We start from the raw sequence: 12,263 nt of genomic DNA, 5'->3' as shown, positions 1-12,263 counted from the left end.
GCCCGCCCCGAGAGCCTCGCCCCCTTACCGGCAAAGGAGACACCGATGGCCAAGAAGAAGCTCAAGCTCCCGCTCGTCTACCAGCCCGTCGGCTTCGTGCTGGGCTGGGCCGGCGGCGCGCTGGCGGGCCTGGCGTTCCGCGCGACGTGGAAGGCCATCCGCCACGAGGACGAGGCGCCCGAACCGCTCGACGAGAACCGCCGCTGGGGCGAGATCCTGCTCGCCGCGGCCGTGCAGGGCGCCATCTTCGCCGTGGTGCGCAGCGCCGTCGACCGGGCGGGTGCCACCGCCGTCGAACGTTCGATCGGCGTCTGGCCCGCCAAGGCCAGGGACGACCGCGACTGACCCGTACCGCCCGGTCCGGCGCCGGGCCGGGTCAGCCCTGTTTGGGACCCATGTCGAGGACGCGGCGGAGGGTGAAGGTGTGGCCGGCCGGGTCGGAGCAGCTTCGCTCCTCGTACGGGCCGGGGGCGTCCTTGGCCTCGAGGGGCCGGCCGCCGAGTTCGACGACCCGGCGCTCGGCCGCGTCCAGGTCCTCCACCAGGAAGTCCAGGTGGACCTGGAGCGAGTTCTCGGGGCGCGGCCAACTCGGCGGTGTCGCGCCCGCGTCACGGCGGAAGGCGAGCCGCAGTCCGTCGGCGGCCCTGATCTCCACCAGGTTCGCGGTCACGTCCGTCTCCCGCGCCTGGAGCAACTCCTTGTAGAACACGGCGAGTTTCTCGGGCTCGGCGCAGTCGAGCACCACGACGCCCGCGTTCACCAGTGGCATGTCTCCTCCGTAGGGTCCGGCGGCGGGGCGTGAGTGTCCGGCCGCCTCTCCTTCCCGGATATCCCGGCTCCGCGGATTCAGGCCCGCGCCACCGGACGAACGGGCGGGCGAGGGCGGAGTGGTTCACCATGAACGGCATGGAGATGATGCGCGCGATCAGTCAGGACGTCCTCGGCGGTCCCGAGGTGCTGCGGGAAGCCGAACTGGAGCGGCCCGTGCCGAGGGCCAACGAGGTGCTGGTGCGGGTGCGGGCCGCCGGGGTGAACCCGACGGACTGGAAACACCGGGCCGGCGGCCTCTTCCTGGGGGAACCGCCGTTCGTCCTGGGCTGGGACGTCTCCGGGGTGGTCGAGGCGACGGGCGTCGGAGCCTCCCTCTTCCGGCCCGGCGACGAGGTCTTCGGCATGCTGTCGTACCCGTACGGCCACGGCTCGCACGCCGAGTACGTGACCGCACCGGCCCGGCACTTCGCGCCGAAGCCGGACGGGATCGACCACATCCGGGCGGGCGCGCTGCCGCTGGTGTCGCTGACCGCGTGGCAGGCGCTGGTGGAGCGGGCGGACCTGCGGGCGGGGCAGCGGGTGCTGATCCACGCGGCGGCCGGCGGGGTCGGCCATGTGGCCGTGCAGATCGCCAAGGCGCGCGGCGCGTACGTCTTCGGCACCGCCAGTGCGGGCAAGCACGACTTCCTGCGTGGCATCGGCGTGGACGAGCCGGTCGACTACCGCTCCACCGACTTCACCGAGGCGGTGCGGGACGTCGACGTCGTACTGGACCCGATCGGGGGCGAGACCTCGCTGCGTTCGCTGCGGGTGCTGCGGCCCGGCGGGATCGTGGTGTCGATCGTGCCGGTCGGCTCCGACGACCTCTACCGCGAGGCCGAGCGGCTCGGCGTGCGGGCGGTGCGGATGCTCGTCGACGCCGACCACCACCACATGCGGGAGATCGCGCGGCTCGTCGAGGAGGGCCGGCTGCGCGCCACGATCGCCGGGACCTTCCCCCTGGCCGAGGCCGCCCGGGCGCACGAGGCCGGCGAAACCGGCCGCACCACGGGCAAGCTGGTCCTGCTGATGGACTGACGCCCGGTGACCGGCACCCGTCCGTCGGCGTGCCGGTGATGCGGAGCCGGCGACGCGCCCGGTCCCGGTCACACGGAGCCGGACGCGGCCCCGTGCTGTGCCAGGGCCGCCTCCAACGTCGGCTGCGGGGGCAGCAGCCGGGACAGGCCGGTGACCTTCAGGATGCGCAGGGTCAGCGGGTGCGTGCACACCAGGTGCAGCTCGCCGCCGTGGTCGAGGACCCGGCCGCGAGCCCGGTAGAGCAGGCGCAGACCCGAGCAGTCGAAGAAGTCCACCCGGCTCAGGTCGATCACGACCCGGGCCCCGGGCGGTGCGGTGGCCCGGTCGATGTGGGGGGCGATCTGCGCCTCGGCGGCGATGTCGATCTCGCCGCGGAACTCGAGCACCGTGTGCCCTCGGTCCCGGTGGACACGCAGATGCCGGGTGAACGACGGCGCAGGTTCCTGCTGCACGACGACCTTCCCCTCCAGCCGGCTCCTCGTACGACGGGCTCGGAGAACACAGCATCCCCCGGCCTAGGGGGCCCAACACCCCTGCCCGCTCAGCAAGTTACCCTCGTAAGAGTGAATTCCAGCATGTTCGGTTGACATATGTCTCCGAATTCCAGCCGACTGGGGCTACTCGCCGGGCGGCGCGTCGAACAGGGCGCTCACCGACTCACCGTTGTGGAGGCGGCGCACGGCCTCGGCGAGGGCCGGGGCGATGGACAGGATCCGCAGCTTGCCCTTGTGGGCCCGGTACTCCTCGTCGTCCACCGGCACCGGCACGGTGTTGGTGCACACGATCTCCAGGACGTCGCTCTGCTCGGTCAGCCGTTTCAGGGCGCCCGCCGCGAACAGGCCGTGGGTGCAGGCGACACGGATCGAGCGGGGCCCCAACTCGCGCAGATGATCGAGCAGTTCGAGCACCGTGCTGCCCTTGGCGATCTCGTCGTCCAGCACGATGACGTCCCGCCCGGCCACGTCTCCGATGACGGAGCTGATGGTCACCCGGTCGTCGGCGTAGCGCTGCTTGGCCCCGGCGGCCACCCGGGCCCCGATCATCCGGGCGAACGCGGCGGCCTCCTTGGCGTTGCCCAGGTCCGGGGAGACCACGGTGGTGCGGGACAGGTCGTACTGGCGGAAGTGCTCGGCGAGTTCGCGCAGCGCGTGCAGGTGGTCGACGGGCACCGAGAAGAAGCCGTGCACCTGCGGGGCGTGCAGGGTCATGGCCAGGACCCGGCTCGCACCCGCCGCGACCAGCAGGTCGGCCACCAGCCGGCCGCCGAGCGAGATGCGCGGCGCGTCCTTCTTGTCGGAGCGGGCGTAGGAGTAGTGCGGCATCACGACGGTGATCCGCCCGGCGGAGGCGCCGCGGGCCGCGTCGCACATCAGCAGCAGCTCGACGAGGTGCTCCTGCACCGGCTTGACCAGCGGCTGGATGAGGAAGACGTCCCGCTCCCGGCAGTTCGCCCGGAGCTGCACCTCCAGGCAGTCGTTGGCGAACCGGCTGACCCGCGCCGGGCTGAGGGGCACGCCCAGATGCGCGCACACCTCCGCGGCCAGGTCGGGGTGGGCGCTGCCGCTGAACACCGCGATGTCTCGCACGATCCGCTCCTCGCTGATCATTTCCGACTCCCGGCTCATGCTACTGAGCGCCCGGCGACGCTCCGCGGTACGCCGCCGTCGGGGCGAGGCGGGCCCCCAGGGGGGCCGCAGCCGCCCTGCGGCCGGTCAACTGACCTGTCTGACAACGGATTTGGCGGGCATTCTCAGGAGGGAGGAAGGAGAACCGTGGGATGACGACTCCCCCCGAGCGAGCCACCCGGCGCCTGCCCGGCTGGGCGAAGGCGGTGAGCGCCGTCGTAGTGGTTCTGGCGCTGCTGTTCGCCGGTGTCGCGCTGGCCGTGCTGCCCGGCATCAAGGACCTGTTCGGCACCGAGACGCACGACCGCTCGGGCCCCGCGCTCCTGAAGTCCATCCAGGACCTGAGCCGTTACGACGCCGCGTCCGGCAACTTCCAGGTCGTCGTGGACCTGGAGAAGGACAGCAAGTACCTGCCCGACGCGATCCGCGGCACCCGCACCCTGTACGTCGGCGCCGGCACCGTGGACGCCTACGTGGACCTCGGCCGGCTGGGCGACCAGGACGTGACGGTCGACGGCGACCGCACCACGGCCACGCTGCGGCTGCCGCACGCGCGGCTCGGCCGCCCGGCCCTGGACGCGGACCACTCCTACGCCGTCTCCAAGCAGCGCGGTCTGCTCGACCGCCTGGGCGACCTGTTCTCCGACAACCCCAACAGCGAACAGGCCGTGCAGCGGCTCGCGGTCAAGCACATCGCTCAGGCGGCCGAGGACAGCGGCCTGACGGCCCGGGCCGAGGCCAACACCACCGGCATGCTCGAAGGCCTCCTCAAGTCCCTCGGCTTCAAGGAGGTCCACGTCACGTACGGCCCCTGAACGCCCCCGGGCCGCAGGCCGGGCGTTCCGTCACTCCCGCCGCGGCTCCGCGAGACGTCGCCCGCACCAGGGACAGAAGTCGATGGTGATGCTCGATGTGCCGCCGTCATGGATGATCAGCCCGTACTCCTGGAACTCGGCGCTGTAGCCGATCAGGGCGTCCGGACAGGCGAAGGGGTCGTCGTGCACGCCGCAGCGCATGTCCACGTGACTGCTCATCGCCTCACAGCAGTGGTTGCTCATGACCTCGGTTTCTCGTAGGGGACGGTCGTCGCCGACCCGATCATCCACGGCCGCGGCGGACCGTGGGAAATCCGGGCGCTCGCGAGCGGCTCGCCCCATGGCGCAAGGCCCCCGGAACGGCAGCGCATCCTCGGTCGGTTCGCGGGTAACCGGTGTGTCTGGCAAGGGAGTTGACGTCCGGGAGGAGCGGTGGCAATGGGCCGGGTGGTGAGCAGCGCGCGTACCGTCTTACGCCCGCGCGGGGCCAAGGTCCGGGACAAGGCCGGCGGGCGGCGGGGCGGCGGGGTCCGGCGGCCCGCGCCCTGGCCGGTGCGGTTGCTGGCGATGCTGTGCGCCTTCGCCTTCATGGTGGCGTTCGCGGTCGTCCTGGCGAAGCTGACGCTGGAGCCGTCGCCCGCGTCGGCGTCCATCGCGCACAGCAATCTGCGCCTGGGAAGCTCCCTCCGGGCCTATCTGGAGGGGGCGGGGACACGGGAGGCGGTCAAGCAGATCGGCGGGAACGTGCTGCTCGGTGTGCCGTTCGGCGTACTGGTGCCGGTCGTGGCGCCGGGGGCGCGCGGAGTCCTGCGGGTGCTGCTCCTGACCGCGACGGTGATGCTGCTCGTGGAGTTCGCGCAGGGCGCCCTCATCACCGGGCGGGCCTTCGACATCGACGACGTCGTCCTCAACACCTCGGGCGCCCTGCTGGGTTGGCTGCTCCTGGGCCGGCGCATGGGCCGGGCCGTGCACGCGCGCAAGCCGCGTGGGTGATGGCCAAAATTGGTCCGTACCATGTATTGACGCTCCCTTATCTCACTCCTTGAATCAAGGGCGACACATTCACCCCCCACAACGGTCGGCGGCCCGGGCCCGGGCTGCCGCACGGAAGGGAGAGCCGTGGCCCGTCCACGCCTGCTCCGCAGATGTCTCTTCGCCGCCCTGTCCGCCGCCCTGGTCGGCTCCGCCGCCGTCGGCCCGGCGCAGGCCGACTCCCCGAAGGCCGCCACCCCCAAGGCGGCCGCCGCCGTGACGTTCTCCGACAACTTCGACGGCCCCGCCGGCGCGGCCGTCGACTCCTCCAAGTGGCAGATCGAGACCGGCGACAACGTCAACAACCACGAGCGGCAGTACTACACGTCCGGCAACAAGAACGCGGCCCTGGACGGCCAGGGCCATCTGGTTATCACCGCCCGGCGCGAGAACCCGTCCAACTACCAGTGCTGGTACGGGACGTGCCAGTACACCTCGGCCCGGCTGAACACCTCGGGGAAGTTCAACGCGCAGTACGGGCACGTCGAGGCCCGGATGAAGATTCCGCGGGGGCAGGGCATGTGGCCCGCGTTCTGGATGCTCGGGACGCCGGTCAACTGGCCGGACTCCGGTGAGATCGACATCATGGAGAACGTCGGTTTCGAGCCGTCCACCGTCCACGGCACGATCCACGGCCCCGGCTACTCCGGCTCGGGCGGCATCGGCGCGGGCTACTCGCTGCCGAACGGACAGGCCTTCGCGGACGCCTTCCACACCTTCGCCGTCGACTGGGCGCCGGACTCGATCACCTGGTCCGTGGACGGCAACGTCTACCAGCGCCGCACACCGGCCGACCTGGGCGGCAGGACGTGGGTGTTCAACAAGCCGTTCTTCCTGATCCTCAACCTGGCCGTGGGCGGCTACTGGCCGGGCGACCCGGACGGCTCCACCTCCTTCCCGCAGCAGCTCGTGGTCGACTCGGTCTCGGTGACCACCGGTGACACGGCCGGCGGCGTCGCGATCCGGGGGCTGGCGGGCAAGTGCGTGGACGTCGCCGCGGCGAACTCCGCCAACGGCACCCCCGTACAGCTCTACGACTGCAACGGCACCCCAGCCCAGCAGTGGACGGTCGGCTCGGACGGCACCCTGCGCGCGCTCGGCAAGTGCCTGGACGTCACGGACCGCGGCACCGCGGACGGCTCCACGGTCCAGCTCTGGGACTGCGGCGGCGGCGCGAACCAGAAGTGGGTCGTCTCCTCCGCGCACGACATAGTGAACCCGCAGGCGAACAAGTGTCTGGATGTCACCGGGAACAATTCCGCCAACGGAACCCGGCTGCAGATCTGGACCTGCACGGGCGGCGCCAACCAGAAGTGGACGGTGGGCTGACCTCCGGGACCGGCACTAGTGCACGGTCCAGGTGAACTTGTCGCCGCCGACCCAGCGGATCACGTCCGGATCGTCGAGGTCGTGGATGCTGATACCGAAGGCGGCGGCGGCTGTCAGCACGTCGACGACGGTCGTCGCCTCGCCGACCACCTCACCGTCGATCTCCACGATCCGGAACGGCGGACTGCCCGGCTGCACGGCGAGCACCAGGATCCGCGGCCGGGAGATGTGCAGGGCAGCTTCGGTCATGCCTTCAAGGGTAAAACGCCGCCCGCGGCGACGGGCTTCCGTTGGACACACCGGAGTGCCGTGTGATGCGGTCCCGGCGGCACCGGGGAACCCTGGGGGTGGAGGTGGCGATGGACCCCGTCGAGGCACTGGACCGGATCGCCTTCCTGCTGGAGCGGTCCCTGGCGCCGACCTACCGTGTGCGCGCCTTCCGCACCGCCGCCCGGGTGCTGTCCGGGCTGCCGGAGCGGGAGATGGCCGAGCGGGCCACGGCCGGGACGCTCGAGTCGCTCAAGGGCGTCGGGCCGAAGACCGCCCAGGTGGTGCGGGAGGCGCTGGCCGGGCAGGTGCCCGGTTATCTGCGCAAGCTGGAGGACGAGGCCGGCGAACCGCTCGCTCCGGGCGGCGAGCGGCTGCGGGCGCTGCTGCGCGGTGACTGCCATCTGCACTCCGACTGGTCCGACGGCGGCAGCCCGATCGAGGAGATGGGCCGGACCGCGGCGCGCCTCGGGCACGAGTGGGCGGTGCTCACGGACCACTCGCCGCGGCTGACGGTGGCCCGCGGGCTGTCCGCCGAGCGGCTGCGCGAGCAACTGGACGTGGTCGCGGAGCTGAACCGGACGTGGGCGCCGTTCCGGCTGCTGACCGGCATAGAGTGCGACATCCTCGACGACGGCTCGCTCGACCAGGATCCCGGGCTGCTGGAGCGGCTGGACGTCGTGGTGGTGTCGGTGCACTCCAAGCTGCGGATGGACGCCCGGTCGATGACCCGCCGCATGGTGGCCGCCGTACGCGATCCGCATTCCGACGTGCTCGGCCACTGCACCGGCCGGCTGCTGACCGGGCGGGGGCGGCCGGAGTCGGAGTTCGACGCGGACGCGGTGTTCGCCGCGTGTGCCGAGACCGGCACGGCCGTGGAGATCAACAGCCGCCCTGAGCGGCTCGACCCGCCGCGGCGGCTGCTGCGCCGGGCCGTCGAGGCCGGGGTGCTGTTCTCCGTCGACACCGACGCCCACGCGCCCGGCCAGCTCGACTGGCAGATCCACGGGTGCGCGCGGGCCGAGGAGTGCGGGGTGCCCCCGGAGCGGGTGGTGACCACGTGGACCGGGGAGCAGCTGCTGGACTGGGCCCGCGAGCGGCGGACGCCGTGAGGCGTGCCGGGCGCGCAGACCGCGGTGCCCGTTTCGGTGGTCGTGCGCGCGATTCGGGCCGTACCTCCCGCGTCGGCCGGCCGTTACCGGGTACCCGGTGATGCGCACTGTCAGCCGCCGCCGAGAGGAGCCGAAGGTGAGCAGCGCTTCGGGTAGCCGGGTCGTCGTCACGGGCGCCACCGGCAATGTCGGCACGAGTGTCGTACGCGTCCTCTCCGAGGATCCGGAGATCGGGTCCATACGGGGACTGGCCCGCCGGATACCGCAGTGGTCGCCGCCGAAGACTCAGTGGTCGGCGGTGGACGTGTCCTTCGAGCAGTCCGGGTTGGCCGGGGAGTTCGCGGGCGCCGACGCGGTGATCCATCTGGCCTGGGCCTTCCAGCCCACGCACGATCCGGCGGCCACCTGGCGCACCAACGTGCTGGGCAGCATGCGGGTCTTCGAGGCGGTGGCCGCGGCGCGGGTGCCGGTCCTGGTGCACGCCTCGTCGGTCGGCGCGTACTCGCCGGGGCCGAAGGACCACGCGGTGGACGAGTCGTGGCCGACCCACGGCTGGCCGGACGCCGCGTACTGCCGGGAGAAGGCGTATCTGGAACGGGCCCTGGACACCTTCGAGCGGGATCATCCGGACGTGCGGGTGGTCCGGATGCGACCGGCCTTCCTGTTCAAACGGGAGTCGGCGAGCGAGCAGCGGCGGATCTTCGCCGGGCGGTTCCTGCCTGGGCAGTTGGCCCGGCCCGAGCTGATGCCGTTCCTGCCGGACGTCCCGGGCCTGCGGGTGCAGGCGCTGCACACGGACGATGCCGCCAGGGCCTACCGGCTGGCGCTCACGCACGAGGTGCGGGGAGCGTTCAATCTGGCCGCCGAGCCGCCGCTGGACGCGCGGGTGCTGGGTGAGCTGCTCGGTTCCCGGCCCGTGCGGCTGCCGCGCACCGCCGCACGTTCGGCCATCGCCGCCGCGTGGGGGCTGCGGCTGCTGCCCGCCTCGCCCCAGTTGTTCGACGCGGTGCTCCATCTCCCTCTGATGGACTGCACCCGGGCCCATGTCGAACTCGGCTGGCGACCGGAGCGTACGGCGACCGAGGTCCTCCAGGAGTTCCTGCAGGGGTTGCAGCGGGGCGAGGGCGAGGAGACGGAGCCGCTGCGGGGCCGCAAGGTCGGGTGAGGGGCGCGCGGGCGGGTTCTGTGGGTGTCAGCCGTGCGCCCGCAGTGCCCGCATCTGCTCCTCCAGCGGACCGAGTCCGACGTCCCGGCGGCGTTCGTCGAGCGTCTGCGGGCGGCGCACGGGATACGGGCGGAGGGTGGCGGGGTTGATCCGCGTGCCGTAGAACTGGGGCTCGCCCAGTTCCACGGCGCAGTGGTCGGCGATGTAGGCCAGGTGCACCGCGGGGCAGCGGCCGTCCGCGGTGGCCTGCGCGATCAAATCCCGGCAGCGCAGCCGGAAGTCCAGGTCCGGGGCGTGCAGCAGGATCATCAGGGCGGCCGTCGAAGCGGCCCCGCCGACGGCCTCGACGGTCGGCCAGCCATGCCGACGCACGATCACCCTGAGCGCCTCGGCATTGACCCGCCGGCACTCCGCCACCTCCCGCCGCCGCGCGGCGGTGGGCACGACCCCGGCCTCCCGGGTCACCTCCCGATCGGCCTCGGCCCGCCGCACAAGCTCACCCGCCACAAGGGAGGCCGCCTCCCCCGCCAACGAGACGCCGCCCTGCCCGCCCGGTGCCACGGCGCCCTGGCCGCCCGACGGCACCGCGTCCCGCCCGGACCCCACGCTTTGCCCGTCCGACGGCAGCACGTCCGGCCCGCCCAGCCTCACCGTGCCCCGCCCGGTCGACGGCAGCCCGTCCGGCTCGACCGAGGACCCCGCACCGCGCACCACCGGCGACACCACGCCTCGCCCGCCCGACGGCAGTGCGGTCCGCTCTGTCGGCGGCGCCGCTGCTTGCCCGTCCGGCCGCACCGGGCCCTGCCGGTGGGAGGGCACCGTGCCCCGGTCGGCCGACGGAGGCACCGCGTCCTGGCCGCGCGGGGCCCCCGCGTCACGTCCGCGTGACGGCGTCGTGCCGTGCTCGGTCGGTGGGGTCGCCTCGGCCTGGTGCGGAGGCGGCGTGCCCGGGGAGGCGGGGCCGGCTGCCGGTCCGCGGGTGGGATGGTCCGGGGTGGCCGTCATGGGGACGGGCTTCCTTGGTGGCGGAGGGTGAACCAGACTCTCTTGCCGGGGCTGCCCGGTTCGGGTGGGGACATGCCCCAGTCGTCGGCGAGGGCGGCCACGATGGCCAGTCCGCGGCCCGATTCCGCGGTCGCCTCGGCCGGTCGCGGGCGCGGCAGCACCGGTGAGGAGTCCGCCACGGTCACGCGCAGGGTGTGGGCGCTGCCCTCGACGGTCACGGTGACGGTGTCGTCCGGGTCGGTGCGCGCGTGCTTGACCGCGTTGGCGAACAGTTCGTCCGTGGCCAGCACCGCCCCGTCGCGCTGGTCGGCCGACAGCGGCAGCCGGGCGAGCTGCCCGGCGACCAGGCGCCGTACGGCCGCCGCCCAGGAGGGGTCGGCGGGCACGGTGGAGCGGATGCGGAAGGGATCGTCCGCGCCGGGCCCGCCGTGGTCCGCGGGGGCGGCCGGCCGGTGTCCGGTGTCCTCCGGTGCGGGCGGCGGCCCGGGACGCCGGGCGCCGGGCGCCGTCGTCGGTCCGAAGGCGGCGCCCTGCGTCCGGACGGCCGCGCTCGTCCGCGCACCCCGGGCGGGCCCGGGTGCGTCCGGGCTCCTCGACTGTCCGTCGGTCACGGTGGCCATCCAGGTCTCGCGTCGCAGGCCCCGCACGGGGCCGCGCACCCTCATCTGTCAGGACGTCAATTCTGTTGTCCATCAGAACAGTTGGCCGAATCGACGGCCCTCTGCGCGACAACTCTCCCTGTCACTATGGTGTCGGACACACTCGGCCCGCAACCTGCGTTCTGATAATTTCAGAACGTTCACCAACACCCTGTCTGCGTCGTCGACGACATGTCACACTGCACGCGACGATGCCCGTTTCGGGAGGTAGGACGTGAGGGAGAACCGCTCAGGCGGGAGCGCGCCCACCGTCCTGCGGATGGTCCTCGGCAAGCGTCTGCGGCACCTGCGGGAGCAGGCCGGGGTCTCCTTCGAGGGCGCGGCACGGGCCATCGAGGTCACGCCGTTGACGGTCCGCCGGATAGAGAAGGCCGAGGTCGGCCTGCGCATCCCGTACGTCAAGGAACTGTTGCGCGCCTACGGCGTCCCCGTACGGGAGATCGACGACTTCGTCACCCTGGCCCGCGAGGCCAACCGGCCGGGCTGGTGGTACAAGTACCGCGACGTGCTGCCGGAGTGGTTCAAGGCGTACGTGAGCCTGGAGAGCGAGGCCAGCGTCATCCGCCTCTACGAACCCCACTACGTGCCCGGCCTGTTGCAGACCCGCGAGTACGCGACCGCGCTCATGCGGGTCGGCTTCCCCAACGAGTCGAAGGAGGAGATCGCCCGCCGCGTCGACCTGCGCCTGAGACGCCAGGACCTGCTCGCCAAGCCGGACGGCCCGGCCGTGTGGGCCATCCTCGACGAGACAGTGCTGCGCCGGCCCGTCGGCGGTCCGGAGGTGATGCGGGCCCAACTCGACCGGATGGCCGAGGCGCTCCGGATGCCGAAGGTCAGCATCCAGGTCATGCCCTACTCGGTGGGGGCCCACCCGGGCGCCTTCGGCCCCTTCCACCACTTCCGCTTCGGCTTCTCCGAACTGCCCGACGTCGTCTACACCGAGAACCTCGCGGGCTCGGTGTACTACGACCGGCCGGAGGACGTCGTGACCTACCTAGAAGTCCTGGACCGGATGTCCGTGCACGCGGAACCGGTCGCACGCACCAGGGACATCCTGGGCGAACTGCGTAAGGAGTTGTGATCCATGGCATCCGACACTCCCCTCCACAGCGGCATGCCGGCCGGCGGCCTGGGGGCCGCCGGCTGGCACAAGCCCTGGAGCGGCACCAACGGCGGCTCCTGCGTCGAGGCCAAGCGCCTGCCCGACGGCACGGTGGCGCTGCGCCAGTCCACCGACCCCGAGGGACCCGCGCTGCTCTACAGCCGGGACGAGATGATCGCGTTCCTCCGGGGCGTCAAGGCGGGCCAGGCGGACTTCCTGGTGGACTGAGCCGGGACAGGAACAGGAAGCGAACCGGACCGGGACCTGAGGTCCCGGTCCGGCGGCGGTTCCGGCCCTCGGCCCC

Annotated in this window: 16 protein-coding genes; 9 read left to right on the top strand and 7 right to left on the bottom strand. The window is 72.4% G+C overall.

Going from position 1 to position 12,263, the window contains the following annotated elements:
- The first annotated feature begins 45 nt into the window (after nt 1–45).
- Nucleotides 46–345 (top strand): DUF4235 domain-containing protein, encoded by a 300-nt coding sequence (locus ACF09J_RS27025; RefSeq protein ID WP_392308039.1) that lies wholly within the window; start codon nt 46–48, stop codon nt 343–345.
- A 31-nt stretch (nt 346–376) separates the two neighbouring features.
- Here the strand turns inward: ACF09J_RS27025 and ACF09J_RS27020 are convergent, their stop codons facing one another.
- Entirely contained in the window at nt 377–769 is a 393-nt protein-coding gene (locus tag ACF09J_RS27020; RefSeq protein ID WP_392308038.1) for a VOC family protein, read from the bottom strand.
- Nucleotides 770–906: 137 nt separating this feature from the next.
- On the opposite strand from ACF09J_RS27020, the gene ACF09J_RS27015 reads away from it, so the two are divergent.
- Nucleotides 907–1,848: an NADP-dependent oxidoreductase gene (locus tag ACF09J_RS27015; protein ID WP_392308145.1), complete on the top strand. Its 942-nt coding sequence runs from the start codon at nt 907–909 to the stop codon at nt 1,846–1,848.
- 68 nt (nt 1,849–1,916) lie between these two features.
- Here ACF09J_RS27015 and ACF09J_RS27010 read toward each other — a convergent pair whose 3' ends face one another.
- Together ACF09J_RS27010 and ACF09J_RS27005 are read right to left on the bottom strand one after the other, a co-directional pair.
- On the bottom strand, nt 1,917–2,300 hold the full coding sequence (locus tag ACF09J_RS27010) for an anti-sigma factor antagonist (protein WP_392308037.1): 384 nt from the start codon (nt 2,298–2,300) through the stop codon (nt 1,917–1,919).
- 165 nt (nt 2,301–2,465) lie between these two features.
- A complete protein-coding gene (locus ACF09J_RS27005; protein WP_392308144.1) occupies nt 2,466–3,434 on the bottom strand; it encodes a ribose-phosphate diphosphokinase in 969 nt (322 codons plus the stop codon).
- Between the two features lie 191 nt (nt 3,435–3,625).
- Here ACF09J_RS27005 and ACF09J_RS27000 point away from each other — a divergent pair, with 191 nt between their 5' ends.
- Complete coding sequence (locus ACF09J_RS27000) at nt 3,626–4,288, top strand: DUF4230 domain-containing protein (protein ID WP_392308036.1); 663 nt, start codon at nt 3,626–3,628, stop codon at nt 4,286–4,288.
- A 30-nt stretch (nt 4,289–4,318) separates the two neighbouring features.
- Here the strand turns inward: ACF09J_RS27000 and ACF09J_RS26995 are convergent, their stop codons facing one another.
- Nucleotides 4,319–4,531 (bottom strand): DUF6980 family protein, encoded by a 213-nt coding sequence (locus tag ACF09J_RS26995; RefSeq protein WP_392308035.1) that lies wholly within the window; start codon nt 4,529–4,531, stop codon nt 4,319–4,321.
- 195 nt (nt 4,532–4,726) lie between these two features.
- On the opposite strand from ACF09J_RS26995, the gene ACF09J_RS26990 reads away from it, so the two are divergent.
- Both ACF09J_RS26990 and ACF09J_RS26985 read left to right on the top strand, forming a co-directional pair.
- A complete protein-coding gene (locus ACF09J_RS26990; protein WP_392308034.1) occupies nt 4,727–5,281 on the top strand; it encodes a VanZ family protein in 555 nt (184 codons plus the stop codon).
- Between the two features lie 126 nt (nt 5,282–5,407).
- Nucleotides 5,408–6,649 (top strand): RICIN domain-containing protein, encoded by a 1,242-nt coding sequence (locus ACF09J_RS26985; protein WP_392308033.1) that lies wholly within the window; start codon nt 5,408–5,410, stop codon nt 6,647–6,649.
- A gap of 15 nt (nt 6,650–6,664) precedes the next feature.
- Here ACF09J_RS26985 and ACF09J_RS26980 read toward each other — a convergent pair whose 3' ends face one another.
- Nucleotides 6,665–6,898, bottom strand: coding sequence for a hypothetical protein (locus tag ACF09J_RS26980; RefSeq protein ID WP_392308032.1), 234 nt, complete (start codon nt 6,896–6,898; stop codon nt 6,665–6,667).
- 110 nt (nt 6,899–7,008) lie between these two features.
- Here ACF09J_RS26980 and ACF09J_RS26975 point away from each other — a divergent pair, with 110 nt between their 5' ends.
- The gene (locus ACF09J_RS26975; RefSeq protein WP_392308031.1) at nt 7,009–8,028 is read left to right on the top strand and encodes a PHP domain-containing protein; all 1,020 of its coding nucleotides are present in this window, start codon (nt 7,009–7,011) and stop codon (nt 8,026–8,028) included.
- 136 nt (nt 8,029–8,164) lie between these two features.
- The gene (locus tag ACF09J_RS26970) at nt 8,165–9,193 is read left to right on the top strand and encodes an SDR family oxidoreductase (protein ID WP_392308030.1); all 1,029 of its coding nucleotides are present in this window, start codon (nt 8,165–8,167) and stop codon (nt 9,191–9,193) included.
- Nucleotides 9,194–9,220: 27 nt separating this feature from the next.
- Here ACF09J_RS26970 and ACF09J_RS26965 read toward each other — a convergent pair whose 3' ends face one another.
- Both ACF09J_RS26965 and ACF09J_RS26960 read right to left on the bottom strand, forming a co-directional pair.
- Complete coding sequence (locus ACF09J_RS26965; RefSeq protein WP_392308029.1) at nt 9,221–10,198, bottom strand: DUF6624 domain-containing protein; 978 nt, start codon at nt 10,196–10,198, stop codon at nt 9,221–9,223.
- Nucleotides 10,195–10,845: an ATP-binding protein gene (locus ACF09J_RS26960; RefSeq protein ID WP_392308028.1), complete on the bottom strand. Its 651-nt coding sequence runs from the start codon at nt 10,843–10,845 to the stop codon at nt 10,195–10,197. The genes ACF09J_RS26965 and ACF09J_RS26960 overlap by 4 nt, the downstream gene beginning before the upstream one ends.
- Nucleotides 10,846–11,116: 271 nt before the next feature.
- Between ACF09J_RS26960 and ACF09J_RS26955 the strand changes: the two genes are divergently transcribed.
- Entirely contained in the window at nt 11,117–11,938 is an 822-nt protein-coding gene (locus tag ACF09J_RS26955; RefSeq protein WP_392308143.1) for a helix-turn-helix domain-containing protein, read from the top strand.
- Between the two features lie 3 nt (nt 11,939–11,941).
- Nucleotides 11,942–12,187 carry a DUF397 domain-containing protein gene (locus ACF09J_RS26950; protein WP_392308027.1) on the top strand — a complete coding sequence of 82 codons (246 nt, stop codon included), beginning with the start codon at nt 11,942–11,944 and terminating at the stop codon, nt 12,185–12,187.
- Nucleotides 12,188–12,263: the final 76 nt, after the last annotated feature.

The sequence above is a fragment of the Streptomyces sp. NPDC014889 genome (assembly GCF_043081205.1).
Classification (GTDB): Bacteria; Actinomycetota; Actinomycetes; order Streptomycetales; family Streptomycetaceae; genus Streptomyces.
Note: the sequence above shows the minus strand (reverse complement) of the source record. Positions and strands in the feature narration are given on the sequence as shown.